This window comes from Cupriavidus sp. GW822-FHT03E04 (assembly GCF_058801495.1).
In genome coordinates this window covers 32,354-58,760 of sequence record NZ_JBXANI010000042.1, presented here as the reverse complement: position 1 = coordinate 58,760, position 26,407 = coordinate 32,354, and the positions used below count along the sequence as shown (strand labels likewise).

The 26,407-nt window shown below is 60.6% G+C and carries 22 protein-coding genes and 2 pseudogenes; 17 read left to right on the top strand and 7 right to left on the bottom strand.

Annotated elements, in window-relative coordinates; translation table 11 throughout:
* The 9 genes and pseudogenes from AC1RQC_RS37725 to AC1RQC_RS37685 all read left to right on the top strand — a co-directional run.
* Positions 1–311, top strand: a 311-nt coding sequence (locus tag AC1RQC_RS37725; RefSeq protein ID WP_492886513.1) for an IS4 family transposase, incomplete at its 5' end; no start/stop codon positions are given.
* 150 nt (positions 312–461) lie between these two features.
* A complete protein-coding gene (locus tag AC1RQC_RS37720) occupies positions 462–854 on the top strand; it encodes a T6SS amidase immunity protein Tai4 family protein (protein ID WP_492886511.1) in 393 nt (130 codons plus the stop codon).
* 103 nt (positions 855–957) lie between these two features.
* Positions 958–1,866 (top strand): annotated as a pseudogene (locus tag AC1RQC_RS37715) (IS4 family transposase); the annotation flags it as partial.
* Between the two features lie 256 nt (positions 1,867–2,122).
* Positions 2,123–3,997, top strand: a pseudogene (locus AC1RQC_RS37710) (DNA topoisomerase); the annotation flags it as partial.
* 25 nt (positions 3,998–4,022) lie between these two features.
* Positions 4,023–5,258 (top strand): alpha-hydroxyketone-type quorum-sensing autoinducer synthase, encoded by a 1,236-nt coding sequence (cqsA, locus tag AC1RQC_RS37705; protein ID WP_492886509.1) that lies wholly within the window; start codon positions 4,023–4,025, stop codon positions 5,256–5,258.
* Between the two features lie 40 nt (positions 5,259–5,298).
* Positions 5,299–6,174, top strand: coding sequence for a phage integrase family protein (locus AC1RQC_RS37700; RefSeq protein WP_492886507.1), 876 nt, complete (start codon positions 5,299–5,301; stop codon positions 6,172–6,174).
* A gap of 727 nt (positions 6,175–6,901) precedes the next feature.
* On the top strand, positions 6,902–7,255 hold the full coding sequence (locus tag AC1RQC_RS37695; protein WP_492886505.1) for a hypothetical protein: 354 nt from the start codon (positions 6,902–6,904) through the stop codon (positions 7,253–7,255).
* 158 nt (positions 7,256–7,413) lie between these two features.
* On the top strand, positions 7,414–7,701 hold the full coding sequence (locus AC1RQC_RS37690; protein ID WP_492886503.1) for a hypothetical protein: 288 nt from the start codon (positions 7,414–7,416) through the stop codon (positions 7,699–7,701).
* A gap of 256 nt (positions 7,702–7,957) precedes the next feature.
* Positions 7,958–8,299, top strand: coding sequence for a YciI family protein (locus tag AC1RQC_RS37685; protein WP_492886501.1), 342 nt, complete (start codon positions 7,958–7,960; stop codon positions 8,297–8,299).
* Between the two features lie 250 nt (positions 8,300–8,549).
* On the opposite strand, the gene AC1RQC_RS37680 is transcribed toward AC1RQC_RS37685, so the two are convergent.
* The 7 genes from AC1RQC_RS37680 to AC1RQC_RS37650 form a co-directional block, all read right to left on the bottom strand.
* Complete coding sequence (locus AC1RQC_RS37680; protein ID WP_492886499.1) at positions 8,550–10,847, bottom strand: xanthine dehydrogenase family protein molybdopterin-binding subunit; 2,298 nt, start codon at positions 10,845–10,847, stop codon at positions 8,550–8,552.
* The gene (locus AC1RQC_RS37675; protein WP_492886497.1) at positions 10,844–11,311 is read right to left on the bottom strand and encodes a (2Fe-2S)-binding protein; all 468 of its coding nucleotides are present in this window, start codon (positions 11,309–11,311) and stop codon (positions 10,844–10,846) included. Before AC1RQC_RS37675 ends, AC1RQC_RS37680 begins: the two co-directional genes overlap by 4 nt.
* A gap of 100 nt (positions 11,312–11,411) precedes the next feature.
* Positions 11,412–11,894 (bottom strand): MerR family transcriptional regulator, encoded by a 483-nt coding sequence (locus AC1RQC_RS37670; protein ID WP_492886495.1) that lies wholly within the window; start codon positions 11,892–11,894, stop codon positions 11,412–11,414.
* A 64-nt stretch (positions 11,895–11,958) separates the two neighbouring features.
* The gene (locus tag AC1RQC_RS37665) at positions 11,959–12,735 is read right to left on the bottom strand and encodes an SDR family oxidoreductase (protein WP_492886493.1); all 777 of its coding nucleotides are present in this window, start codon (positions 12,733–12,735) and stop codon (positions 11,959–11,961) included.
* The gene (locus AC1RQC_RS37660) at positions 12,736–12,957 is read right to left on the bottom strand and encodes a hypothetical protein (RefSeq protein WP_492886491.1); all 222 of its coding nucleotides are present in this window, start codon (positions 12,955–12,957) and stop codon (positions 12,736–12,738) included. It abuts the gene before it with no gap.
* A 165-nt stretch (positions 12,958–13,122) separates the two neighbouring features.
* Positions 13,123–14,367, bottom strand: a complete 1,245-nt coding sequence (locus tag AC1RQC_RS37655; protein ID WP_492886489.1) for a saccharopine dehydrogenase family protein — start codon at positions 14,365–14,367, stop codon at positions 13,123–13,125.
* Positions 14,368–14,739: 372 nt separating this feature from the next.
* Positions 14,740–15,192 carry a MerR family transcriptional regulator gene (locus tag AC1RQC_RS37650; protein ID WP_039012209.1) on the bottom strand — a complete coding sequence of 151 codons (453 nt, stop codon included), beginning with the start codon at positions 15,190–15,192 and terminating at the stop codon, positions 14,740–14,742.
* 217 nt (positions 15,193–15,409) lie between these two features.
* On the opposite strand from AC1RQC_RS37650, the gene AC1RQC_RS37645 reads away from it, so the two are divergent.
* From AC1RQC_RS37645 to AC1RQC_RS37610, 8 genes are all read left to right on the top strand, one after another.
* Positions 15,410–16,240: an alpha/beta fold hydrolase gene (locus AC1RQC_RS37645; RefSeq protein WP_492886487.1), complete on the top strand. Its 831-nt coding sequence runs from the start codon at positions 15,410–15,412 to the stop codon at positions 16,238–16,240.
* A gap of 321 nt (positions 16,241–16,561) precedes the next feature.
* Complete coding sequence (locus tag AC1RQC_RS37640) at positions 16,562–17,815, top strand: NADH:flavin oxidoreductase/NADH oxidase family protein (RefSeq protein ID WP_492886486.1); 1,254 nt, start codon at positions 16,562–16,564, stop codon at positions 17,813–17,815.
* A complete protein-coding gene (locus tag AC1RQC_RS37635; RefSeq protein ID WP_492886484.1) occupies positions 17,812–18,627 on the top strand; it encodes a type 1 glutamine amidotransferase domain-containing protein in 816 nt (271 codons plus the stop codon). Before AC1RQC_RS37640 ends, AC1RQC_RS37635 begins: the two co-directional genes overlap by 4 nt.
* A 167-nt stretch (positions 18,628–18,794) precedes the next feature.
* Positions 18,795–19,781: an acetoacetate decarboxylase (ADC) gene (locus AC1RQC_RS37630; RefSeq protein WP_492886482.1), complete on the top strand. Its 987-nt coding sequence runs from the start codon at positions 18,795–18,797 to the stop codon at positions 19,779–19,781.
* Positions 19,782–20,782: 1,001 nt separating this feature from the next.
* A complete protein-coding gene (locus tag AC1RQC_RS37625) occupies positions 20,783–23,038 on the top strand; it encodes a type I secretion system permease/ATPase (RefSeq protein WP_492886480.1) in 2,256 nt (751 codons plus the stop codon).
* Positions 23,035–24,519 carry an HlyD family type I secretion periplasmic adaptor subunit gene (locus AC1RQC_RS37620; RefSeq protein ID WP_492886478.1) on the top strand — a complete coding sequence of 495 codons (1,485 nt, stop codon included), beginning with the start codon at positions 23,035–23,037 and terminating at the stop codon, positions 24,517–24,519. Before AC1RQC_RS37625 ends, AC1RQC_RS37620 begins: the two co-directional genes overlap by 4 nt.
* Before the next feature lie 155 nt (positions 24,520–24,674).
* On the top strand, positions 24,675–25,493 hold the full coding sequence (locus tag AC1RQC_RS37615; protein WP_492886476.1) for a hypothetical protein: 819 nt from the start codon (positions 24,675–24,677) through the stop codon (positions 25,491–25,493).
* A 98-nt stretch (positions 25,494–25,591) separates the two neighbouring features.
* Positions 25,592–26,404, top strand: coding sequence for a hypothetical protein (locus tag AC1RQC_RS37610; protein WP_492832987.1), 813 nt, complete (start codon positions 25,592–25,594; stop codon positions 26,402–26,404).
* Positions 26,405–26,407 lie beyond the last annotated feature (3 nt).

The following is a 26,407-nucleotide window of genomic DNA, read 5'->3' as shown; positions in this document are numbered from 1 at the left end:
CGGTGGGCGTGCACGCTGTCATGCACGATCAGGTTGATGGCTGCCGAGTTGCCGAGGAAGGCATCGTGGCTTTCGCCAACGGGCGGCGACAAATGGGGCGACGTCTAGGACGAGCTGCATACGTGCTCGCGAAAAAGGCACATCCAAAGACATCAGCTACGCTCAATCAGAGGATTCGCCTGGTGGCCTCTCCACGCGGATTCCTTGGGCGTAAGAGTGATGGCGAACCCTGCGCCAAAACGATCTGGATCGGCATGCAGCGAACAACGTATGTCGCCTTCCTGATTCAGGCGCTGCGGAAGGGCTCATGAGTTCCGTATAACGAGATGCGTAAAAGGAAGGCAGTAATTGAGTGCTAGTGGGGTTCGCTTGGGCGGCCATACCTATGAAAATACAATAGTAAAACTGTAAAAAATAAATTTTAGCGATCTTAAATGATAATTAAATCACGAATCTTTATATTGTCTGCACTACTAATTTCAGGAAACTCCTTATCGGCGGAAATTGACGCCAATACTGCCAGAACAATACTCAAAGACTATGGATTAGTCAGTTGCATATCCAGCCAGTTCAAAGAAGAGTCCGAGATAAAGTCTGATATAGGCATTGCTATAGGCACCTACTCGAAGATGGGAAATGGTCAACATTTTATCATGCAAAACGAGGACACTCTCGCAGTTATATATGACCCCTACGCGGCAACCAAAAAATACATGCTTGATGCCTATCAAAATACGTCTGCGATCAGCAAATACACTCATAAAAAAATGGCATTTTATGGCTGCATAGAAATTTATAAATCCAACGAATTTGATATATTCATAAAATCTCAAGATCAGTACTTACCAAAGTAGTACTGCAATCGCCAATTAAACCGGCGTGAGTGTGATTTACGAACGCTCGTCCTGGATGGACCACTGAGAGTTAAGCCCATGCGGTTATACACATCCTTGACCGATCAAGGTGCCCCGGGCAGCGACCGAATTTGCTCAATTGGATCTCGGTGATGCGCGCCTGGACAAGCGAGCGAGGATATTGATGGTGCGATTGACGGCCGATCCTCTGGCCAGTGTACCGAAGGCGTGCCACGGCTGGGGCGAAACCATGGGAGCTTATCGCTTCTTTGGTAATGACAGCGTTGACTGGCGCGATGTTCTAGCGCCGCATTGGCAGCAGACCCAGCAGAGAATGCGAGATCAGCCGGTCGTGCGGTGTCTTCAGGACACGACGGAACTTGATTTCAACAGGCAAGGGGTGGTCAGTCTGGGGCCGTTGAGCCATGAAGCGCAGCGCGGCATGTATCTGCACCCAACCTACGCCGTCACGCCGCAACGCAAGCCACTTGGCGTGCTTGACGCATGGATGTGGGCACGCGAGAAGCGGGGCAAGCGCGGCGGGCCCAAGGAGAGCCTGCGTTGGATCGAAGGTTACGAGCACATCGCTGAAATGGCCGGGGGGCTGCCCGGCACACGCCTAGTCTACGTCGCCGACCGCGAAGCGGACTTAGTGGCGTCGATGCTTCGCGGCTCAAGAACTCGGCACGCCCGCAGACTGGCTCATGCTTGCTGCCCACAATCGCTGCTTGCCGGACGGCGAGAAGCAGTGGCGGCGCGCCGCCAGCGGCGAGCCCGTTGGCGAGATTGCCTTCACGAGGGGATCACGGCACGGCGTCAAGGCGCGCACCGTGCGCCAGCAACTGTGGATGCGGCGGGTTGATCTGCCGGTGGCCAAGGCAAGACCGTCGCGGCAACAAGCATCGTCGCGCGCGAGTTCGATACGCCGGACGGCGTCAAGCCAGTCGAGTGGCGTCTGCTGACAAATCGTGTTGCGGCCGATCTGGACGATGCGATCGAACTGATCGACTGGTAGCCGCAGGAGCGATGGCGAGCCTGGCGTGAAGACGATTTGGCTCGGACTGAAAGAGGTTTATGTCGCTGCGAAGACCGTGCGCAGGTTACGAACTGCGGACGATGGGGATGATTGTGTATAAGCGCATGCATCTATGCGGGATGACCCAGGTCGAGCTCATGCCATCAGCGCCCAAACTTGCAGAGCAAATGCCTGCTGATATGGGCGAGGGGCACTTCTACTACGCACACGTTACGCCGGAGCGCCCCAGGCCATGATGCTCACCACCAGCTTTGGCACTGGCGGCAAAGGAGGGACTCTGCATTTCGGCCGCGTACAGACGCCCGTGCTAGCCCTGGTGGTGCGCCGCGAGCGGGCGATCCGCACCTTCGTGCCGAAGACCTACTATGAGCTGCAGGCGAGCTTCGAGCTCGCCTGCGTCGTGGTGCCGATGGCCTGGCGCCCGGCGTCGACGCTGCTCGACCGGGATGGCCACGTGGTGCAGGCGGCGACCGCCAAGTCCGTCGCGGACAAGGTTAGAGGTCAGATCGGTCGAGTCGATCATGTCGAGGCCGGGCCGGAGCGCGAAGCACCGCCCCGGCTATTCAGCCTCGCCAGTCTGCAGCGAGAGGCCTCTGCCCGCTATGGCATAAAAGCACAGACTGTCCTGGACGCCTGCCAGGCGCTGTACGAGAAACACAAAGCGACCACTTACCCACGCACGGACTGCGAGTACCTTCCAAGTTCCATGCTCGCAGAAACGGCTACGGTTCTGCAGGGCATCCGGGCCGCACGGCCTGACCTGGCCAGCCTGCTGGCTTGCGCCGATCCGAGCAGCACCTCACGAGCCTTCAATGACCGCAAGGTCACCGCCCACCACGCAATCATCCCATCTCTCAATCCTCGGGTTTCGGTCGGCAACATGTCGAAAGCCGAGCAGACGATCTACGACATGATCGTGCGGCGCTACCTGGCGCAGTTCCTTGGGGACTTTCATTTCCACAAGACGGTGATCGAGGTAGTCTGCGCCGGCGAGCGGTTTCGTGTTTCCGGCAAGACGCCACAAGTGCCAGGCTGGAAGCGTGCCTATCCCGAGGACCAGGACAAGCCGAATACCAAGGACACTCCGCTGGCGGAGGATGTCGCAGCCCTCCCGCCAGCGCAAACGGGCGATGCCACCCGCAACCTAAACTGCGACGCCGTCGCCAGGAAGACCAAGCCGCCCCGGCGTTACACCGAAGGCACCTTGATCGCCGCCATGGAGTCGATCGACAAGGAAATCGAGGATGAACGGTTGCGCAAGATCATGCGCAACAAGGAGAAGGCAGGGATCGGTACCGACGCCACTCGTGCGGCCATCATCGAAAACCTGTTCAAGCGCGACTACCTGGCCACGGAGAAGAAACAGGTCTTGCCCACGCCACGAGGCGAGGCCCTGATCACGCTCATCGAGGCCAACGCACCGCAGTTGGCCGACCCGGTGCTCACTGCCGAGTGGGAAGACCGCTTGATGCAGGTGGAAGCAGGCACCCTGGCGCTTGATGTCATTGAGGGGGAGCTTTGCACCTGGTTGTCCGAGCTCATCGCTCGCTTGAAGTCGGGCGCACGCACAGCGCCACAACGCCTGGACTCGCCTCGCGCCACGCCGCATAGCGCCGCGCCCTGTCCTGCATGCGGTAAGCCCATGCGATCACTCAAGAGCGCCAAGGGGCCGTTCTGGGGGTGCTCAGGCTACCCGGACTGCAGCGCCACGCTGCCGGACGTCGACGGCCAGCCTGGACAACGTCGCGCCACCTCGGCATCAACGGTTGGGCCTGTTTATCCCTGCCCCCATTGCCGCAAGCCCATGCGACAGCGCACCAGCTCCCGAGGGCCCTTCTGGGGCTGCAGCGGCTTTCCAGCTTGCAACTACACCCAACCGGATGAAGGCGGCAAGCCGGCCGTGCGGCCAGCAGACGTGCAGGGAAAGACCGCTCATCAGGACCTGCCTGGGCCAGCCCGCCAGGCTGCGAAGCCCCCGCCGGCAACCGCGGCGGCGCCGGTGCCTGCCGTCGCCGGCTCACCTTGCCCCAGCTGTGCCGTCGGCCGACTGATTGGCCGGGTCATGAAGGACTCCGGCCGCCGCTTCCTCGGATGTACCGGATTCCCGGCTTGCCGGCTTGCCGGCATTTCCAATGGCTGCCGCAGCCGCAATCAACCCCACCATGACGAATCTGGATCACCAGCTACGCGGCGCGCAACGCCGTGGCGCACCGCACCGCTACCCGGATTTCGTCGCACGGCGCCTGCGCGAGTACTACGTGGACCGCTTGCAGAACGCATGGGGTGGATCGCATCCACTCCGCGACATGACACCCCCGCCGGATGCCCTGCATTTTTCGAGCAACGACTATCTCAGCTTGCTGGACGAGTCCGCCCTGCGGCAACACCAAGCCCAAGTCTTGCTCAACAACAAGCGCGAGCTGCTCATGTCATCGGCGCTCCTGCATCGCGACTCGCCCCAACACGCCTTCGAGCGCCGCCTTGCCCACTTCATCGGCGCCGAAGACGGTGTGACCTGCCAATCCGGCTGGGCGGCCAACGTTGGTTTGCTCCAGTCCCTGGCAGCCCCCGACATCCCCGTGTATCTGGACATGCACGCGCACGCCTCGCTGCGCGAAGGCGCACTAGCAGCTGGTGCCCGATTCGTACCGTTCCTGCACAACAACGTTCAGCACGCGCGATCGCGGCTTGCCAAACACGGTGCCGGAGTCATCGCCGTCGACTCCGTCTACAGCACCAGCGGAAGTGTTGCACCGCTTCCAGCGCTAGTCGAGTTGGCCGAAGCAACGGGCTCGATCCTCGTGGTGGACGAATCCCACGCCCTCGGTACGCACGGCCCCGGCGGCCGCGGACTGGTTTGCGAGCTGGGCCTGGCCGAACGAGTGCACTTCCGCACCGCATCGCTTGCGAAAGCCTTTGCAGGCAGGGCCGGCTTCATCTCGTGCTCGAGCGAGTTCAAAGAGTATTTCGCATGCGAGTCTCGTCCCGCCATCTTCAGCTCGGGCCTGCTTGCGCACGAGATCGCCTGGTTTGACGCCGCATTGCCCTTCATTTCCACGGCGCATGGGCGGCGTGCGCGGCTTCACCAGATGGCCCGTTATGTTCGCCGTGAACTAACTCGCCTCGGATACGCGCTCTCCGAAGGCACCGAGCAGATTATCGCGCTGGAGAGTGGCACCGAGCGCAATACGCTGCGGCTACGCGACGCGCTGCAGCGCCGCGGGGTGTTCGGCGCGGTCTTTTGTGCCCCGGCCACGCCAAAGCGCCACTCCCTGGTCCGGTTGACGCTAAACGCCGGGCACACCGATAACGATATCGAGCAGCTCTTGCGGGCTTGCGCAGACATGCGCAGAGAGGTGAACCCATAATGGAGCGGGACACAACGCAGGCCGTCTCGATGACCGGGCGATGATGCATAGCGTGGCGCCGACGATGCTCACTCGCGTCCACTACGCGGCTTTGCGGTCCTGGCTGCAGGGCTTGCCGCTTGACGTCATCGCGGGCCGCTGGCTGGCAACGGACCCCGACGACGTGCCCGGCCCTCGCGCAACATTGGAGATGTTGCACACCATCCGTGACGCCCTGGTACAGCGCGCACGCTTACACGGTCGCGAGGACCTGGCCAATGCATCGGCCACGCCCGGACGCTCAGGCAAGGGCAAGGACCGCGCGATCGAGGCGGTGCGCTGCCTCGAAAGCATGGGCACGCCGAAGCCGCTGCCCGAGCATGACGTTGGATTGTGGCTGGCCGCGCCGCTAGCGCGCCGGCTTCGGGCGGCCGGCATCGTGACCTTGGCCGATCTGGCCGCGCTGTGCAACCAGCGGGGCAGCAGCTGGTGGCGACACGTACCGCGCATCGGCCCACTGGCCGCCGGGCGCGTTGTGCAAATCCTGGTCCAGCACAGCGCGTCGATCGGGCAACTCGGCGCGCACGTCACTGGCACCGCCCTTGCAACGCCAGCGGTGCCCGCGCCGCTGCAGGCCGGCTCCGGCGCGGCTGTACCACTAGAGACGATGCGGTTGCCGCCCACGCTCGACGGCGCCGACGGCATCAATCGCGCGCCGCGAGACCTCTGCATGATCGGTGCCCGGGATGACTACCAAGCGATCCAGGCTTGGGACTTTCAGACCTATCGCACCGATCGCAAGGAAGCCGAGCGCTTTCTGCGCCGGGATCATCCTCGAGCGCGGCAAGGTTCTCTCCAGAGCCCTTGCCGACGAATGCACCGCCTATCGCGCGTTCCTGGCGCCATCAGAACCGCCGGCAGGAATGCGGTGAGCTAGCGGCTGTACCTGCCCCTACTCTGACACATTCGTTTATCGGAGTACAAATACACTCTGACTTCCCCACCAAATCATTGGAAACATTATTGAAACTCCAAGTGTCGTACTAAAAAGGCTGAGACCAATGTTTTCAGCCAATGACAAGCCATGATCAGGATAATTATCTCTAAATGCTTTGTGAGCAAAAAAAACGGAGGACGCCACGCCAAAAACAAAGAACCCGATCATAATCCACCCAAAAAAATACCGGATCGGTGAGCTCCAATACGCGAACGCAGATAACACCAGACATATATTTCCAACAACCTCAATAACCACAAAATTATTTAATCTTCCTTTCCTGAAATCTCCAACGTGCGACCAAATTACAAAAGTGATATATAACGCAAAATAAATTTCAACCCACTGGGGCATTATATCCTCCTCGACACCAAGGCATGAATTTTGCCCCAACCTAGGCTTATAATCCAGATCCGGCGAGTCTGGTCCCGTGATATGGGTGGATTGGCGTGTTGCGGAATGCCAGTAAAGCGTAGAAGCCCGCCCCGGAGATGCCGATCTGTTTGAGAGCTTCGCAGCTTGGGTGCAGGATCGCGTCCTAGAGCTTCTCGAAGAGTGAGCGGCAGTGTCTCCATGCCATGAGCGAACATCCAGGGTCGGCGGTGGTTTGCGCCAGTTCTGTATAGAGCCGAAATTCGCTTCAAAAATTTTCTCTTTTAGCAAGCAAATGGACAAAGAACCTCTGTTAGATCTGTTTCTCCTTACCCTTCACATTGGTCGGGGCAGCAATGCCGATATGCCGGCTAAACTCGTCGGGGCCTATGTTCCAGTTTTTGTCGGAGCAATGGACCACGAGAGTGCAGCGAGTCTAGCGGTTTCTGGTCTGCGCAAGCAGGGCTTTGAGTTCTTGGATATTGCTGACGGCAAAATCCACGAGCTTGACCCGATGCGATGGGATACCTTTATCAAAGAAGCGTGGTCAGATTTCACGGATCATTTTCCAAGCCAACAGACCGTGATCGACCGCCTAGCGTCGGAGTTCTTCTTTACTGGGCCTTTTGCCAGCTACGAAGCGAGATGAGTGGCTGCTCTGGGTTGGGAACCACCAGCCAGAGCCGCTGAACCTTTACGAAGGTGAGAGACCTATGTGGCTCCGGTGACGAGTTCGCGCGCTCCAAGCACTTCGACCTGGCCTTGTCGAAATATTGGGAGGCATGGGATCTGCTACCCGATGAAAAGATGAAATGGAAAGCGGCTACCTGGATTTTAGCCGCAATCGGTGATGTCAATTTTCACAGTGGGGACTATCAGGCCGGAAGAGACAACTTGATTCATGCGATGCACTGCCCAGAGGGCGTTGGAAATCCATTTTTACACCTCCGCTTGGGGCAATGCCATTATGAGCTCGGTTCGTTGGACCGTGCAACTGACGAACTCGCGCGTGCCTACATGGGTGGGGGCATGGAGCTCTTCATGGAAGACGACTACAAATATCTCGATTTCTTAGAAAAAAAGATGTCTTTGTAGCGCTTGTACGTGCAGCGCCAAGACATCATTGGCACCTTGCGGCCAGAAGCGGTCAGCAACTTACCCGCCTCGCGCCCCGATAGCAGTCTGTCCAGCGGACTGCACACCGCCAACACGCCTATCCGCATTAGGTGGGTGTGATCGTCGGCGTGGTTGCGTCCGCATGGCCTAGCAGTTCTTGCAGCGTGCGGAGCACATCGCCCCATAATACGATAGGCCTCGCGAACAGCACCGACCTCAACCGAAGGACCGAACAATGACGAAATACCTTATCTCCTTTCCTGGAAAGGCGATGGCAGTCCCCGCCGAGGACCTTGCCGCTGTGGGCGAAGCTGCGCGCGAGGTCATACGCGATGCGAAGGTTGCCGGCGTGTACGTGTTCGGTGGCGGCATCAACAAGGATGTCGCACCACTCATGGTCGCCTCAGACGGAACGGTCGCAAACGAAACCTATCCCCAGAGGAAGGAGCTCGACGGCGGCCTCTGTGTACTGGAGCTCCCATCGCGCGAAGCCGCAATCCAGTGGGCTGCGAAGATCGCCAAAGCTTGCCGCTGCTCGCAGGAACTCCGCGAGTTTGGGTATGACTCCGAGAGCTGAAAGGCAGGGTCCGTATCCACGTCAATCGACAAGGCGATCGGTGAACTTCCGCGTTCGGCCATTCTCGGCCGTCCACCCTTGCGTCGCCGGACGGCCGGAGTGGGACGTCATACGGACTCTGGTAGGAGCAGCCTTTTCGCGGACAGCGGACTCCTTCGACATTGCCCCAAATCGTCATCACCTGGCGCTGATAGTGGTGCGCCGGGCCTATCCGTGGCCGACGCCGCGAAATATCCACTTTGCTTCTGCCTTACTCAATCGGCAGTTGCCGCACCGGTTTGCCGGTGAGCTGGGCGACAGCATGTGCCACGGCCGGTGCGACCGGGGGCACTGCAATTTCACCAACGCCGCTGGGCTCGGCCGTGCTGGGCACGAGGTGGGTTTCGATCACCGGTCCCTCCGCCATCTTCAGCAGCGGATAGTCGGGGAAGTTGGCCTGCACGACCTGCCCGTCCTTGATCTGGACCTGGCCGTACAGCGCCGCAGTCAGCCCGAAGATGATCCCGCTTTCCATCTGCTGCGCAACGATGTCCGGATTGATCACCGTGCCGCAGTCCACGGCGCAGACAACGCGATGCACACGCGGCTTGCCGTCCCTGAGCGACACTTCCGCCACCTGCGCCACCACCGAGCCAAACGCATTGTGCAGCGCGAGCCCACGCGCACGCGGCGCACCGTCTGCGGCCGGTGCCAGCGGCTGGCCCCAGCCTGCCGCCTGCGCCAGGGTGTCGAGCACCTTCAGCTCACGCGGGTGCGCCTTGAGCAAGTTGCGCCGCATCGCCAGCGGGTCAAGCTTGGCAGCGGCCGCCACGTCGTTCAGGAAGCCCTCGAGGAAGAACCCGGTGTAGGAATGGCCGACGCTGCGCCAGAACCCGATCGGGACCGGCAAATCGACCACCAGGTGCGCGATGTGCTCGTGCTCGATCTCGTACGGCAGGTCGAACAGGCCCTCGGCTGTATAGCGGTCAATACCGGGCGACGGCACACCGAACAGACGCTCCAGCTCGCCGGCCATGATCGACTGCGCGGCACTGCGCGAGGCGATGGCCGTCACCTTGCCATTCTCGACGCGTGCCTTCAGCCGTGCGATGGCCTGCGGGCGATAGAAGTCGTGGCGGATGTCGTCTTCGCGCGCCCAGATCACCTGTACCGGGCGGCCCTCGGTCTTGGTGGCGATCGACACGGCCTGGCCGATGAAATCCGACTCCAGCCGCCGTCCGAATCCGCCGCCAATGAGCGGGATGTCGATCTGCACCTGGTTCCGGCTCACACCTGCGGCGCGCGCGGCGACCAGTTGCGCCAGCGTGGCCACCTGGGTGGGCGCCCATAGCTGCACGCCATCCGTGGTCACCAGCGCCGTGCAGTTGATCGGCTCCATGGCGGCATGCGCCAGGTACGGCACACTGTATTCGGCCTCGACGATGGTTGCGCCACCCGTCTTGTCAAAGGCCTTCAGGCCATCGCCCATCGAACGGTACGTGAAGCCGCCCTTGTCGCTGTCGAGCGCGCTAACGAGCTGGCGCCGGATGCCCGCGGAATCGAGCGAGGCATGCGGCCCGTTGTCCCAGACCGGCTCGAGCTTTTCCAGGGCCTGTCGTGCCTGCCAGTAGTGGTCGGCCACCACGGCCACGCCCGGTGCGCCACCCGCCGATCCCTCGAACGGCACGACATACCGCACACCGGGCATGGCAAGCGCCGCCTTTGACTGGAAGGTCATGAGCTTGCCGCCAAACACCGGACACATGACGACCGCCGCATACAACATGCCGGGCGGCCGCGCATCGATGGCAAAGCGTGCGCTGCCATCCGTCTTGGCGGCGATGTCATTGCGCGGTGCAGGCTTGCCAATCAGTTGATATTGCGCAGCCGGTTTGAGCGTGACGCCCGATGGCGGCGCAATGTCGCGCGCCTTCCGCGCGACCGCGGAGAAAGGCATCTGCTTGCCGCCCGGGCCAGTTAGCTGGCCTTCCCGCACCGTTACTTGCGCCGCCTGCACGCCCCATTCGCGCGCAGCCGCTTCCACCAGCGTGGCGCGCGCAGTTGCGGCGGCCTCGCGCACGGGCTGCCAGCCGTCGGCCAGGCTGCTGCTGCCGCCCGTGATGATGAGGCCGATCTCGCGCGCGCTCTTTGCCATGATCCAGTGCAGCGCCCGCGCCCAGGTCTTGTCGGCGTCGTCCGGATGCAGCGGCAGCGAGCTGTCGCCCATGGCGACGACATTGCCATAGATTCGCTCGATGGGCGACGACTCGATGCTCACCCGCGCCAGCGGAATATCGAGTTCCTCGGCGGCCAGCATCGACAGCGCGGTGTGGATGCCCTGGCCCATCTCTACCCGCGGCATGGCGAGGATGACGTTGCCTTCCGGCGTGATCTTGATCCAGCCGTTCAGGGCAATCTGGCCGGACTTTTCAGGGAATACCGCGGGACCGCCAAGCCGGCTGCGCGGGGGCATCACGCCCCAGCCCACCACCAGCGCGCCGCCAAGGCCGAGCGCCCCCAGCAGGAATCGGCGCCGTCCACGGCGCGGCGTCGTTGCGTTGGGGCTCATGCGCGGCCCTCGCGCAGCGCCTTCGCGGCACGTTTGATGGCGGTACGCACGCGCGGATATGTGCCGCAGCGGCACAGGTTGGTGATGGCCACGTCGATGTCGGCATCACTAGGATCTGGCTGCCGGGCCAGCAGGTCCGCCGCTGCCATCAGCATGCCCGACTGGCAGTAGCCGCATTGCGGCACCTGTTCGTCAATCCAGGCCTGCTGCAGCGCGTGGCGCTTGCCTGGTGCGCTGGCCAGCCCTTCGATCGTGGTGATGCGCTTGCCAACCACCGCCTCCACGGGCAGGACGCAGGACCGCACCGCCACGCCATCCAGATGCACGGTACACGCGCCGCAAGCCGCGACGCCGCAGCCAAATTTTGTGCCCGTCAGGTTCAGGTGGTCCCGCAACACCCACAGCAAGGGGGTGGCCGGGTCGCATTCGACGCTGACCGGCTGGTGGTTGACGTCCAGATTCATGTATTGCCTCCTTGCCTTTACCGAAATCTATGCCGGTTTGTCTCAGCATAAGGTTGCCGAGCGCTTTGGCCACACTGTTGCGCAGGCCATCGACGGTCAGTCAGCCGGTCCTGACTGGCCGGCGCCGGCTTGCCTTACGAAGTGTTGTGACGTCGCCGGTCGCCAGGGCCGGGCTTTCCATTTCCCCTGACCGCATCCGCGACAGCACCCTCCTCGCGTTGGTGGCGCAGTCAATATCCTCAGGCTTCGCCTCAATCTCCGCCAGCAGTGCGACGAGGTGCGCCTTGCTCTGCGCAAGCCGCGCCTCCAGCGCCTCGATGTCCTGCACCTTGCTGCGGAGCGTTTCAATCAAGGAGCCATGCTTCCAGTGCGCCAGGTCGGGCGGTAGCAGCGTACGAATCTCGTCGAGACTAAAGCCGGCCTGCTGCGCAGTCGCGATCAGGTCAAGCACCAGCACCGCCTGATGTGGATAGGTCCGGTAGCCGTTCGGCTGACGCTCGACCTTCAACAGGCCGATGCCTTCGTAAAAGCGGATGCGCGACGGGGCAAGGCCAGTGCGCTCCGCCAGTTCGCCGATCTTCATGCTCGCCACACTCCTCAAACAGCTTGAAGTCGCCCTCAAGAATCTCTGGCTCTATACCTATACGTCAGTTAAAACGCGCTACCCAACCTAACGGCATGGCTTGCATCAGCACGCCCACGAATGCCCACGGCCAGCCAGGAACACAAGCCTCATCTGGCTCGCGCTCGATGGCTCTAACCATGTATTGGCAGCCGAGGTCCTCCGGAATTTCAAACGGCAACTTTCTCGCTGCTGCGTTGAGTTCCGTACGGATATAACCGGGGAACAGGGTGCTGACCTTTATCGGCGTGTCCAGTAGTTCGGCGCGAATGCCTTCAGCCAGATGGGCCACTGCTGCCTTGCTTGCTGCATAGGCGGTCAGGTGTCTGGGCAGGCCGCGCTTCGCGCTCATGGACGAGATAACCACCAGATGACCGCCGTTCTGGCTTCGGAAGATCTCCACAGCCGCTTCGCATTGGGCAAGGGCTGCTATGAAGTTGGTCTCGGCGGTGCGCAGATTGGTGGCGAAATGGCCAGTACCAATGCGTCGTCCTTCGCCAATGCCGGCATTGACAATGATCCGATCCAGCCGGCCAAACATCTGCACAAACTCGCCAAATGTGGCGAAGACCTTCTCGTGATCATTGACATCAAGTGCGCTGACCTCAACTCGCACATCGAATGCTCTGCATAGCTCGCCCTTTAGCTCGTGCAGACGTTCGGCACGCCGCGCACACAGCGCAAGGTTGTAGCCGCGTGCAGCAAATTGCCGCGCCATTCCAGCGCCTAGTCCTGAGCTGGCCCCGGTAATCAGGACAGTCTTGCATTGATTTGTCATTTCGGTCTCGTCTTGCCCGATCATTCAGCGCCAGGACAGCAGATGGCTGCGATCGCCGTGAAAGTGTGAGTACTCGTTCAAGGTCATGAGCCTGCGCTTACGCTGGCTGCTCACCTGCAATGACGTCATGCTGGCATTGGCCAGTGTCCAGTTGACTTGCATCGCGGCCGCATCGCCAAGGCCAAGCAAGGCCTGGGCAATCACGGCGATCACCCCCACCCGATGTGACCACCAGATGCGTCCCATCCGGCCTGGCCAGCTTCAGCACCTGCTCCAGTGCAGCCTGGCAGCGCGCCTGGAACTGGCGCCAGGGCTCGTCATAGTCCCCGTCCGCAGCTTCTCCGTTTCAGCGTTTGGCCAGCGCCATCCTGGCTTGCTGGCTGAATGAGCGGGCATCTGTCAGGTGTGTCGTCATATCACCTCGAAGCGCAAACCAGCATGGCGCGTCAGGCGTTCGATAAAGCGCTCGTCAAACATCGTCGCCGGCGTCCAGAAGCCGCCACCGCGCCCGATCTTGATCCCGTTCTTAACTTGGTCCAGTGCCAGACTGGCCGCCGCCTGGCCAAGTATCTTGCCGGTGGAGCCGTAACCCGGATCGCGATCACCGGCGACTTTCACACGTAAGGTCTGCCCCCCTTCGGTTCGACCCAGGAACCGCAGATCGTAGCGACCGGCCAACTGTGCCGCAGGGCTGGGCCCTTCACCGGGCTTGGGCAGCAAGAAGCGCTCCATCACGCCGCGGATGGGGCTGATGACGGCTCCCACCATGAACGCACCGAGACCCGCCACGATCGTCAGTGCAGTCAAGCGGCCTTTGAAACCCACCCCCGTCAGCATCGCTTCGTCATACGTGAACGGGTTGCCATAGGCCTTGCCTGACAAGGCGTTGGAACGGTGAACCACGCGCTCATTGATCGCCGCCATGACGAAGGGGGCTATCCAGGCACCGAAGTCAGTATCGAATTCGGCGGCTCTAACGTAGTGCTGGCGTGCCGTGAAACCGTGGCCTTTGGGGCAAAGTGCATAGGGGTTGACCAACTCCTTGCGCAAGGAAGGATCGGCAGCGGCTTCCTTGACCACGTTGATCATGCTGGCCACCGTGCCGCCTGAAGCGCCACCTTTGAGTGTCTTGACGCGCATCTTGACATGGGCGGCCGGGGCACCAAAATGCTGCATCGCCTGTTGCTGCAAGAAATAGACACCCATGTCGGAGGGCACCGAATCGAAGCCGCAGCAATGCACAATGCGCGCCCCCGATTGCTGGGCCGTGGCCTCATATTTCTCGATCATCCGCTTGATCCACTGGGTCTCGCCGGTGAGGTCGCAGTAGTCTGTGCCACTTTCCGCGCACACCTTGATCAGCGGTTCGCCATACAGCGCGTAGGGGCCGACGGTGGACACCACCACCCGGGTCTGCGCGCACAGGGCTCGCAACTGGGCTTCGTTAGCAGCGTCCGCCACGATGATGGGCAGGGATTGCCCCGCCGCGCCCAGCGAGCGCCTGACGTCCTCGAGCTTCGCTTCGGATCGGCCTGCAATGGCCCAGCGCAAGGTTTCGGCCTGACCCGAGAGGTATTCGGCCAGGTACCGCGTCAGGATCTGACCAACAAAGCTGGTGGCGCCAAATACGACGACGTCATAGTCCGGGGCGGTCATGGGCGTTTCCTTGCGGCGATGATAGCCGAGGCGCTGGAATTCAAGCCTTCCGGCTCACCTTCCAGCGGCCCGAATTCGATTTGTGCAAACCGCCTATCCATACTCATTGAGCTTTCTCGATGATTGACCCTGTATGCGGTGCCTGAGGCAGTGCCCGAGGCAAGCCGATTAACAGCCGGCAGCCAGCACTTTAACGTTAAACTCAACTTGAAGGTCAAGCATCCAGACGCGGATAGTTCAGGTTGGACTCATTCCGATCACCTTGTGGATCCCAACACGGATATTGAAGGGATCGGAACCAAAGTAGACGTTCCGACACATTGAGAGACATGTGCGCCAGCAGTTCCTGGCGCTTTCCAGCACGTTCCGGGATCAGCTCGCTGCGGGGCGACGGGTCTTACCCCGGGCTGGTACGACGGCCCCTTCTTCGCGGAGGCGGTCCAGCACCCACTTCGTCCTGTCAGAGCAGGGCATATCCGCAGGCCGGTTTTCGATGTTCCTGATGGCGGCGAGCAGATGGGTCTTGTTTTGTTTGAGGCGTTTTTGCATGTCCTCGATTTCGGCGACTTTCCGCTTGAGGGCATCCAGTAACTCATCGTGCTGCCAGTTCCCCGAACCGAGCGGTAGCAGATGCCGGATCTGATCGAGCGAGAACCCCGCACTCTGCGCGCTGGCGATGATTTCCAGAATCCATACCGCCTCCGGCGGGTAGTCGCGATAGCCATTCGCCTGGCGCTCGACCGCCAGGATCAATCCGGCTGCCTCGTAAAAGCGAATGCGGGAGGCCGTCAGACCGCTGAGCTTTGCCAGTTCTCCAATTCTCATACGGCACCTAAGAAAGCATTGACATTAAGGTTCACTTTAATCCTACAGTGAATCTTGGCCCGGCAAGGCAGGCCGACCTGGCTAGCGCGGTGTCCCCGGCCACATTCCCTCCCCTCATCTACCTATCTGGAAAGGAGCAGCACTCGACCTCCGCGCAGCAAATATCAGCGTGCACATCGCCGATTGAAGGCTTATGCACTACACAGGAGAAGCGAAAATGGGATACGTGACAACAAAGGATGGCGTTGAGATCTTCTACAAAGACTGGGGGCCACGTGACGCACAGGTGATTTTTTTTCATCACGGTTGGCCGCTCTGCGCTGACGACTGGGATGCTCAGATGCTCTTCTTTCTAGCGCAAGGCTATCGGGTCGTCGCGCATGATCGCCGCGGTCATGGGCGATCCAGTCAGGTCTGGGACGGCCATGACATGGACCATTATGCGGATGATGTGGCAGCGGTCGTGAACCACCTCGGCGTGCAGAAGGCTGTCCATGTCGGCCATTCCACGGGCGGCGGCGAGGTCATCCACTACGTCGCCCGCCATGGGGAGGACCGCGTCTCCAAGGCAGTACTTATCAGCGCCGTTCCGCCGATCATGGTGAAGACCGAGAAGAACCCAGGCGGCCTGCCCAAGGAAGTGTTCGACAACCTCCAGGCCCGGCTCGCGGCAAACCGTGCGCAATTCTATTACGACATTCCCGCGGGCCCCTTCTACGGCTATAACCGCCCCAACTCAAAGCCGTCGGAAGGCGTCATCTGGAATTGGTGGCGGCAGGGAATGATGGGTAGCGCCAAGGCCCACTATGACGGCATCGTTGCCTTCTCGCAGACCGACTTCACCGAAGACCTGAAGAGCGCCACGATTCCCGTTCTGGTGATGCATGGCGACGACGATCAGATCGTCCCTTTTGCAGACTCGGGCCCGCTGTCGGCGAAGCTGCTCAGGAACGGCACCCTGAAGACCTATCCGGGTTTCCCGCACGGAATGCCCACTTCCAACGCCGAAGCCATAAACGCCGATCTGCTCGCGTTCGTGCGCGGCTGACAGCCACGGGTGCCAGAAGCATAGCCTTCCGGCACCTGACTGCTCCCCCTTCGCGAAGCATTTCAGGACGCTCGACCGTGCTGCAGTGGAGAAGACGCCGTTCTGCTCGCCACGAGTTTTGTGGCGGGCCATTTTCATTTGGTGGGTACCCGCCATTGCGAAGCGGGAGCCTCAGCCTGAAGTAGCCGCACGGCCGCGGCTTGGCGTCCAGTCCTCGCAGCCATGCCCCGCGATGCTCATACATCACCTCAAAAAAAGGGCATTGACATTAAAGTTGACTTTAACCTTAAAGTCGAATCACGATCAAAACGAGGTGACCCCATGAACGTGTTCGACAAGTTGATCCTTCGTAACGGTTCAACCGTTCCGAACCGCATCGCCAAAGCCGCCATGGAAGAGAACATGGCGGACGCTGACCACGCGCCCTCCGAGGCGCTGACGCGGCTGTACAAGGCCTGGGCAGAGGGGGGTGCCGGCTTGCTGATGACCGGCAATGTGATGGTGGACGGCCGTGCCATGACGGGGCCCGGCGGCGTCGTGCTGGAAGACGCCAGGCACCTGGACCGGTTCAGGCGCTGGGCACGGGTCGGCCGATCCAAGGGGGCGCAGTTCTGGCTGCAGATCAACCATCCCGGCCGCCAGATGCCTGCCAATTTGGGTCAGCCCACCTGGGCTCCCTCCGCTGTGTCAATGAACCTGGGCAACATGTCCAGGCATTTCAACACGCCGCAGGCGATGACGCAGGAGGTCATCGAGGACGTGATCCAGCGCTTTGCCCGTACGGCACAACTGGGGGAACAGGCAGGTTTCACGGGCGTCGAAATTCACGCGGCGCACGGCTACCTGCTGAGCCAATTCCTCTCGCCGTTGAGCAACCAAAGAACAGATGCGTGGGGTGGCCCGCTGGAAAACCGCGCTCGCTTGCTCTTTGAGATCGTCAAGGCCGTACGCGCCGTGGTTTCGCCCGGATTCGCAGTTGCCGTCAAGCTGAACTCTGCCGACTTCCAGCGTGGCGGCTTCAGCGCGGATGACGCCCGCCAGGTTGTGAAGATGCTCAACGAGCTGGCCGTCGACCTGGTCGAGTTGTCGGGAGGGAGCTATGAGGCCCCGGCCATGCAGGGTGAAGCCCGCGACGGCAGCACGCTCGCCCGCGAGGCCTACTTTGTCGAGTTCGCCCGCGACATCCGCGCGGTGGCGAAGATGCCAGTGATGGTCACAGGCGGCATCCGCCGTCGGCCGGTGGCCGAGCAAGTGGTCAGGAGCGGCGTGGACATGGTTGGCATCGGTACTGCCCTGGCCATCGACCCCAATCTGCCGCGCGACTGGCGCGCTGGCAAAGACAGTGCGCCCGCGTTGCTGCCGATCAGTTGGAAGAACAAGCCGCTGGCCTCATTGGCAAACATGGCGGCAGTCAAGTTTCAACTGCGCAAGCTCAGCCGAGGCAAGGCCACGGATCCCAGGGTGTCACCACTGCGCGCGCTGATCCTGCAACAGGTGTCCAACGCATGCCGCGTCCGCCAATACCGGCGCTGGGTGGCTCAGCGCGTCCATGCCTCGGACCCCATGTATCCATGAACGCACTGCTGAAGAACTTGCTCGCCCTCGTGATGACATCCGTGCTTATGCTTCCCCTGCTGGGGCAAGCACAGGCCCCTGGTTCACACGAAGTTGCCGCGCAAGGTGCGCGCGTGCTAGTAGTCGTCACTAATCACGCGGACGACCCGAGTCGCCAGGACAAGACCGGGCTGTGGCGGACGGAATTGACGCATTTCTGGGACGTACTCCAGGTAGCCGGGGTCGCCATGGACATCGTCAGCCCGAAGGGTGGCAATAGTCCGCTTGATGAGCGAAGCCTGGGGAGCCTCTATCTCGATGATGCCGCCCGCTCCCACTTGCGCGACCCGGCATTCATGGACCGACTCAATCACACGAAGCCGGCCACTGACGTTGACCCGAGGGCCTACAGCGCCATTTACTTCACCGGCGGCCATGGAACGATGTGGGATTTCCGTGACGCCCCGGACCTCAAGCGCGTAGCCGAGGCGATCTACCAGCAGGGAGGCATCGTGTCAGCGGTCTGCCACGGCAACGCAGCACTGATTCAACTTCAGCGAGCGGATGGCAAGCCGCTCGTCAGCGGTCGACGCGTCACGGGCTTCTCCAATTTCGACGAGCGCTTGTCGGGCACCCGGGATCAAGTCCCGTTCTATCTGCAGGACGCCATGGTGGACGCTGGTGCGAAGTACGAAAAGGCGCTCCTGCCCTTCACCTCCTATGTCGTCACCGATGGACGTCTCGTCACGGGGCAGAACCCTCAGTCGAGCGAAGCTGTAGCAAGGCAGGTGCTGTCGCTACTGCAGCCGAAGGCCGAGTCTGCAGCCAGGTAGGTCCTACCTTCGGCACGTATCCATCCCGGCGCGCCGCTGCCATGTGAGGCCAGAAATGCAGGCCAGACGCTTGACCTTCCAGTTACGTTGGAGCTTAGGATGCTTCACGGCATCAATCACTCCCGAACCAGACCTTTCTCAACTTAAGCACCCAAGGTATCGTCAAAATGAAAATCAGCAATCTTGCTGCAGCAGCAGGGGTAATCATGAGTGTCCTCTTGAATCCTGCATGGGCCGATGGCACATCGGAAACCAGGCAAACCGAAAGCACAACAATCAGCATCGCCGGCCATGAGGTCCCTGTGGTCAAAGGCGGGCTGTATGACCGCTATCGCTCCAATCCTCCGCTTTCCGTCATTGCCTCCGAAGCGCCAGACGTTGACTTGAGTTGGTTCAAGGAACTCAAGAAGGAGAAAGTGAATATTGGTTTTGAATCCTATTCGCCAAACTTCTACTACAAGAACAGCAGGGTGACAGTCATCTTCACCGCCGACTTGAACAAGCTTCGGGAATTGATGCCTGCCCAAGTCCTGGAGAGGGTTCAGCCGCTCCAGGTCTGGCCGGGCAGAGGCCTTGTTGCGCTCACCGCCTACGCCTATGACTATTGCGACAACGACAGCTATAACGAGATTGGTCTCTCCGTCATCACGAATCGGCCGGGCAGCCCCAGTTTTGGACCGCTCACCTTGATGAGTCAGGCCATGTCGAACGACTTCTGGGGCTACGTACTGAAGCTTCCGGTCAATACCGAGCTCGCCAGGGTGCGCGGTGTGGTTGGTTACAACCTGCCGAAATGGTTGACTGGCATTAACTACCGTGAGAGCGACAAGTCGATTGTCGTCGAGATCTTTGACAGCCAGACGGGCAAAATCGATGTCACCCTGGAAACCAGGAAGCTAGCCAATCTTTCGAGCAAGATATCCATGGTGACCAATAGCTTTACCAATGTCGATCAGCAAGGGCAATTGACCACGGGCTATGCAACTTCCCGGCAGCTCAGTCATGCCTCCAGCACAAGTGCGGAGGCGGTAAGCCTCAGTCTGACTGAAGGAAGTCTATCAACGTTCATCAAGTCCCTGGACCTTGGCAAGATGGTCAAGTACGAGTACGTGCCCGAATTCCAGAGCGCGCTCTACTCCCCCAAGCCGCTGTGATGTGTTTTCCCGCATCACGCCGAGCAACCACTCTCCGAACTTTCTGCTGGCCCGTTGCAAGGCGATCAGGCAGTACCGGCAATGACCACGTAACCCCGCCGGCGGCGCTACGCTACGGCTGGCCAACCGAACCTAGCCTAAACACAAGCCGTTGATTTCGCTGGAATTCGGTCCGACCCAATCTTGAACCGACCAATTTTGCATTCCGAATCCTCATGCTGATAAGAATAGTTATCGGCATGGACATGGGTGGCAAGAAAAGGCGCCCGGGTGCGGCGGGTGCCGGTGTCTGGGCTCCGTGCTGTCCGTCCCTACCCCTTGCGCCGCGCCTCGACGATGACGGCGCGGGTCTGCATATCCATGTCGACGGCCATGTCGCCCGGCAGGTCTGCGAGGTCTTAGCGCATCTGCCGTTCACATTCTTCCGCGCGTGCAAGACGCGTTGCCGCTTACTGCCGGGCGGCCAGTTCGGCCGCGCGCTGTGCCTCTGCGAGCCATAACGCGTCAACGCGGATCATCACAGCCGGTCCCTGGGCGGTCCGGCGTATTGCTGCGCCGCGCAGTGGCCGAGGCATCCGTGTGCTCCGCATGCCGCTTATACCCCCAAGGAGCGGTAACGATGTAACAAAAGCATCACATTTTACCGCGATGATCGCATTTCCCGAATGGCGTGAGTGCGCTGTCAAGTCGACCCGTTCTTCTGCATGTGTCCTGCGGCGCCGCTGTGGGCGCGACGAATTTCTTGGAAATGCGGAGCGCGGGGATCGATCCGGGCGGCGCCTTTATTTTTGCTCAGACGTTCGCCGGGCACGCCGCTTAAGAACTCGAGGGATCGATCGGACAGGACTGTATGAATCTTCCGTGACAATCGTCAATCCCCTTTGACTAGTTACGTCTTTAAACCAACATCTTGCCTTCTTCAGACCCACCTTGCGCGGATCGGAGCAGGAGTCCAGTGGTCATGAGTCAGGAATTCGCGACATGCCGATGCGGGAGAAACATTGAATACAGATCGACAGTCTTCGCTGGTTTCGGCCAAGGATCCCTTTGCGGCCGGGCGCGGAGATACCACACCTGCGATTCATCCGGCGCTAGTCGCACTGTGCACCCTCTCTCGCATCCATCAGGTTGCAGCCGATGCCTCCTTGCTGGCTCATCAACTAGGCCTTGCTCCGTCAGACGCTGTCGATACAGCGACCGTACTGCGCGCGGCCAAGCACCTTGGCCTCAAAGCCAAATCCTCGCGCTCCACACTCGACAGGCTGAGCCTGACGCCCTTGCCGGCACTGGCTGTGCTCCGTGGCGAAGACGGCGCAGAGCGCTTCGTGATCCTTGCGCAGTGCGATGCCCAGCGTGTTCTTCTGCAAGACCCCACCGCCGAAACGTCGCGTCCAGTCATCGAACCCAAGGAAGCCTTCGCTGCGCGCTGGACCGGCGAGCTCATCCTCATCACCAGCCGCGCCAGCCTCGCGGGCGAACTTGCCAAGTTCGACTTCTCCTGGTTCATCCCCAGCCTCGTCAAGCACAGGAAGCTGCTGGGCGAAGTGCTCTTCATCTCCTTCATCCTCCAACTCTTCGCGCTGGTCAGTCCCCTCTTCTTCCAGGTCGTTATGGATAAGGTGCTGGTGCATCGCGGCGTCACCACGCTGGACGTGCTCGTCATCGGCTTGCTGGTCGTCGTCGTCTTCGAATCCCTGCTTAACGGCCTACGCAGCTACATTTTCAGCCACACCACCAACCGCATCGACGTTGAGCTTGGCGCACGGCTGTTCCGTCATCTGGTCCAATTGCCACTCGCCTACTTCCAGGCGAGGCGCGTTGGCGATTCGGTCGCCCGCGTACGTGAACTCGAGAACATCCGCAGCTTCCTCACCGGGAACGCGCTGACGGTGCTGCTCGACGTCGCATTCTCGATCGTCTTCGTCACTGTCATGCTGTTCTACAGCGCGCCCTTGACGCTGATCGTACTCGCGAGCATGCCGCTGTATTTCGGACTCAGCCTGGCAGTGGTGCCCATCCTGCGCAGGCGCCTGGACGAGAAATTCGCACGCGGCGCTGAGAACCAGGCCATGCTGGTGGAGACCGTTAGCGCCATCCAGACGGTCAAGGCCACTGCGCTGGAGCCTGTCTTCGGATGCCGCTGGGACAACCAACTGGCCGCCTACGTCTCCGCTAGCTTCAGAACCCAGAACCTTGCGAGTTGGGCGCACGAAGGCGTCAACCTCATCGGAAAGCTCGTGAATGCCGTCACCCTCTGGTACGGCGCGCACCTGGTGATGAACAACGAGCTCACGGTCGGCCAGTTCGTCGCCTTCAATATGTTCGCGCAGCGCGTGTCACAGCCCATCATGCGCATGGCCCAACTGTGGACCGACTTCCAGCAGACCGGCATTTCCATGGCTCGGCTCGGTGATATCCTCAACACCCGCACGGAAGTCCCACCGAGCGCAGCCGCCCAACTGCCGGCACTCAAGGGGCGCGTAACGCTGGACAACCTGACCTTCCGATACCGACCTGAGGCAACGCCAGTGCTTAACGGTGTCAGCCTGGATGTGCGTCCCGGCGAAGTCATTGGTATCGTTGGACGCTCGGGCTCCGGCAAAAGCACGCTGACCAAGCTGATCCAGCGCCTCTATTCCCCCGAGCAGGGACGCCTGCTGGTCGACGGCATCGATATCAGCCTGATCGACGCAGCCCAGCTCAGAAGACAGGTCGGGGTCGTGCTTCAGGAGAACCTGCTATTCAACCGCAGCGTACGCGAGAACATCGCGATCGTCGACCCGGCCGCGCCGTTCCAAGGCGTCATCCATGCAGCCCAGTTGGCGGGTGCGCATGAATTCATCAGCGAGCTGCCCGAGGGCTACGACACCATCGTCGGCGAACAAGGAGCGAGTCTCTCGGGCGGACAGCGCCAACGCATCGCCATTGCCCGTGCACTCTTCTCTCATCCGCGCATCCTGATCTTCGACGAGGCCACCAGTGCGCTCGACTACGAGAGTGAGGCCATCGTGCAGCGCAACATGACGCATATATGCAAGGGACGCACGGTTTTCATCATTGCCCACCGACTTAGCGCAGTGCGGCATGCCAACCGCATCATTGTGATGGACAAGGGACGGATCGTCGAAGGTGGCACCCATGAGGCCCTGATCAACCGGCCCAATGGCATATATGCGCACCTGTGGGCGATACAGGACGGCGGCCATCCGACCGAAGGCAGGGACGTTGGGGTGGCAGACAGAGGGGCTACGGCATGAACACGAACTCCTCGGACGTCTCAACTAGCACACCCACAGCCAACTCGCCGAGCGTGCGTCACCCTGTTCTCGAACTCTTCGCCCGTTATCGCGCCATTTTCAACGTAGCCTGGCAGCACCGCCATGAGTTGGCAGGGCCAAGACGCCTGGCCGATGAAGCGGCCTTCCTGCCTGCGGCCCTGAGTCTTCAGGACACACCCGTGCATCCGGCGCCCCGGCGCCTGGCCTATGCGCTGATCGTTCTGTTTCTCATCGCGCTGACATGGTCCATTTTCGGACAGATCGACATTGTCGCGGCGGCGCCCGGCAAGATCATCGTGAGTGAGCGCACCAAGACCATCCAGCCGTTGGAGGTGAGCGTGGTCAAGCGCGTATTGGTGAGGGACGGAGATCACGTCGAGGCCGGGCAGGCATTGGTCGAGCTTGACCCCACCAGCGCCCAGGCCGACAGGACCAGCATCGATGAGCAGCTGAAGTCGATGCAATCGGAAGTGCTCCGCACCCGCGCTCTGCTGCAGGCGCTCAATGTGTTGGGCACTTCCCGCGCGCCTGAACTCGGTAAAGCGATTCCGCCCGACTGGACGGATGTCGACGCGAGTGCCTCACAAGCCCAGCTGAGCGATGAATGGAGCGATATCACGGCCAAGCTCGCCAAGGCGGCCGCCGAGATCAATCGCCGCCAGGCCGAGATCGCCACGGTGCGCGAGATGGTTGCCAAACTTGAGACGACGGTTCCCATTGCGAAACAAAGAGAAGCCGATTTCCATCAACTGGCGAACCAGGGATTCATCTCGCATCACGCGAACCAAGATCGCACGAGGGAACGTATTGAGCTGGAACGCGATTTGGCGACACAACGCGCAAGGCTAGCTGAAGCCAACGCCACCTTGAGAGAGAGCGAAAACACCCGAGCAGCCTTCATCGCCGAGACCAAGCACAGCCTCAGAACGCGGGAAGCCGCGGCGGAACTCAAGCGGCAGCAAGGCACACAGGATTTGGCCAAGGCTGGTCAGCGCGAGCGGCTGACGACGTTGACCGCACCCGTGGCCGGCACGGTGCAGCAATTGTCCATGCATACGGAAGGCGGCGTGGTCACGGAGGCGCAACCCATCATGGTGATCGTGCCCAATGGGGCCCAAGTGACGGCCGAGGTAATGCTGGAGAACAAGGATATTGGCTTCGTCAATACCAACCAGGAAGCCACGATCAAGCTGGAGACCTTCCCGTACACGCGCTACGGCACGGTCAGCGCCATGGTCAAGACGGTGACCGCGGATGCGGTCACCGACGAGAAGCGCGGGGCGATTTTCCCGGTAACGCTCAGCATGGGCACCACGACCATTGATGTGGATGGCCGGCAGATCAGACTGTCCCCGGGGATGAATCTCACGGCGGAGATCAAAACTGGTAAGCGGCGAATCATCGAATTCCTGCTCAGCTCGGTACAGAGGGCGACCAGCGAGAGTTTGAGAGAGCGATGAAGCGCTCGAGCATGAGATGGTCATCGAAAACAGAGTGATCTATGTACGGTACGGATATCGAGGCGCCGCTGTACTTGCCGCGCAATCGGTGTTCCAAGCCCACATTCATCGTCGAAGAATCGCCGCAGAAGGCTTGAACTGAAAGATAAATTGAGATGAAAAAAATCTGTCTTGCTGGCAAGCGCATCGCCCTGGCGGCGGTGATGCTGACGCTAACTTCATGTACTGCCTCACGGACGGCGATGGTTGCTCGCGACGAGGTCGCGACAACACCACCGCCAAGTGCGGGCATGCCCGCCCCAGCCGTTGCCGCCGCGCAGGCGCCTCCTTTGCCGATGCCGCCCACGCGACTGGTCGCGCAGCCCGAAGGCACGCCGCTGCCGCCGCGCGATCTGAGCATTGCCGATGGATGGCCGTCCGATCTGAAGCAACTGATCGACAGCATGATCGCGCTCTACCCTAAGGACCCGTACGACAAAGCTCCAAATGTCGAGGAGGTTGAGCAGAAGATGGGAATCACGCTGACGGAGCGACCGCTGGAGCCTGGAGAACGCTCCTTTTTGAGCAGACGTTACGTGGTCAGCGGGACACGCTACGTGGACCCCACCACACCAGAGTTGTTCCGAGCCTTCTACTGGATCAGCAAAGGAGACAACTCGCTCGCGCAGAAGACTCAGACCCTTCAACTTGAGGTCGCTCCCAAACAGAGCGGGTTCTGCCTGAACCCCTATGAACTGGCTGTCTACACCGGTTGGAGTTTCGAAAACTTCGACACTTCGCCGCATGCGAACGTGCGTTACTGGCCGCCCGCCTATGTCTGGGGGATGTTCTCGTGGAGCAATATCGGTCGGTATGGCGGCCCAGGTTATAGCGTCGTCGTCGGAATCGAAAAGGATGTCGAAACTCTCAGAATTGTTCGCATTGGTTGTGTTCAATCTATTACCGTCACTGGTCGCTACCCCAAGGAGTATTGAGTCATGACTGTTATCGATAAGAGCGTGTTTTCCGCACTGACGACGGAGGTGGATCCATCTCTCATCGACCAGGGTGTTTAACTCAAATAGACATTGAAATGAAGCAGATTCCTATTGTCAGCAAGCGCATTGCCCTGGCAGGGGTGATTGCGATGCTGACTACGTGTACTGCGTCGCTGGCGGCGCCTGTTGCACGCGACGATGCGGAGGCAACACCTTCGCCAAGTGCGGCAATGCCTGCCTCGGCCGCTGCTGCACCGGCGCCCCCTTTGCCGATGCCGCCCACGCGACTGGTCGCGCAGCCCGAAGGCACGCCGCTGCCGCCGCGCGATCTGAGCATTGCCGATGGATGGCCGTCCGATCTGAAGCAACTGATCGACAGCATGATCACGCTCTTTCCCAAGAACCTGGAAGATCGGGCTCCGAATGTCGAAGAGGTCAAGCAGAGGATGGGAATTACGCTCACCGAACGGGAGCTGGATGCGATGGACCGGCGGACCTGGAGAAAATGGTATGAGGTTAGCGGCACGCGCTACGCCGATCCATCGACGTGGGAGGTTTTTCGGGCCTTCTATTCGATCAGCAGCTATCAGAACTCTCGCGGGGAGAGGTCTCAAACGCTACAACTAGAGATTGCCCCCAAGCAAAGCGGATTCTGCCTGAACCCCTACGAACTGGCTGTCTACACCGGTTGGAGTTTCGAAAACTTCGACAGTTCGCCGCATGCGAACGTGCGTTACTGGCCGCCCGCCTATGTTTGGGGGATGTTCTCGTGGAGCAACACGGGTCGATATGGCGGCCCAGGTTATAGCATCGTCGTCAGCATTCTTGAGGACGTGAGTACCCAAAAGATTGTTGGAGTCGGCTGTGTCCATTCCATCACCGTCACCGGTCGCTATCCCAAGGAGTAATGA

Bases quoted from the DNA above. Each gene is read 5' to 3' on its own strand.
- AC1RQC_RS37655 (WP_492886489.1), bottom strand. From the start codon at position 14,367: ATGACCGCCCCGGACTATGACGTCGTCGTATTTGGCGCCACCAGCTTT.
- AC1RQC_RS37675 (WP_492886497.1), bottom strand. From the start codon at position 11,311: ATGAATCTGGACGTCAACCACCAGCCGGTCAGCGTCGAATGCGACCCG.
- AC1RQC_RS37685 (WP_492886501.1), top strand. From the start codon at position 7,958: ATGACGAAATACCTTATCTCCTTTCCTGGAAAGGCGATGGCAGTCCCC.
- AC1RQC_RS37610 (WP_492832987.1), top strand. From the start codon at position 25,592: ATGAAGCAGATTCCTATTGTCAGCAAGCGCATTGCCCTGGCAGGGGTG.
- AC1RQC_RS37640 (WP_492886486.1), top strand. From the start codon at position 16,562: ATGAACGTGTTCGACAAGTTGATCCTTCGTAACGGTTCAACCGTTCCG.
- AC1RQC_RS37670 (WP_492886495.1), bottom strand. From the start codon at position 11,894: ATGAAGATCGGCGAACTGGCGGAGCGCACTGGCCTTGCCCCGTCGCGC.
- AC1RQC_RS37620 (WP_492886478.1), top strand. From the start codon at position 23,035: ATGAACACGAACTCCTCGGACGTCTCAACTAGCACACCCACAGCCAAC.
- AC1RQC_RS37690 (WP_492886503.1), top strand. From the start codon at position 7,414: ATGAAATGGAAAGCGGCTACCTGGATTTTAGCCGCAATCGGTGATGTC.
- AC1RQC_RS37700 (WP_492886507.1), top strand. From the start codon at position 5,299: ATGATGCATAGCGTGGCGCCGACGATGCTCACTCGCGTCCACTACGCG.
- AC1RQC_RS37630 (WP_492886482.1), top strand. From the start codon at position 18,795: ATGAAAATCAGCAATCTTGCTGCAGCAGCAGGGGTAATCATGAGTGTC.
- AC1RQC_RS37650 (WP_039012209.1), bottom strand. From the start codon at position 15,192: ATGAGAATTGGAGAACTGGCAAAGCTCAGCGGTCTGACGGCCTCCCGC.
- AC1RQC_RS37660 (WP_492886491.1), bottom strand. From the start codon at position 12,957: ATGGGACGCATCTGGTGGTCACATCGGGTGGGGGTGATCGCCGTGATT.
- AC1RQC_RS37695 (WP_492886505.1), top strand. From the start codon at position 6,902: ATGGACAAAGAACCTCTGTTAGATCTGTTTCTCCTTACCCTTCACATT.
- AC1RQC_RS37645 (WP_492886487.1), top strand. From the start codon at position 15,410: ATGGGATACGTGACAACAAAGGATGGCGTTGAGATCTTCTACAAAGAC.
- AC1RQC_RS37665 (WP_492886493.1), bottom strand. From the start codon at position 12,735: ATGATCGGGCAAGACGAGACCGAAATGACAAATCAATGCAAGACTGTC.
- AC1RQC_RS37680 (WP_492886499.1), bottom strand. From the start codon at position 10,847: ATGAGCCCCAACGCAACGACGCCGCGCCGTGGACGGCGCCGATTCCTG.
- cqsA (WP_492886509.1), top strand. From the start codon at position 4,023: ATGGCTGCCGCAGCCGCAATCAACCCCACCATGACGAATCTGGATCAC.
- AC1RQC_RS37635 (WP_492886484.1), top strand. From the start codon at position 17,812: ATGAACGCACTGCTGAAGAACTTGCTCGCCCTCGTGATGACATCCGTG.
- AC1RQC_RS37615 (WP_492886476.1), top strand. From the start codon at position 24,675: ATGAAAAAAATCTGTCTTGCTGGCAAGCGCATCGCCCTGGCGGCGGTG.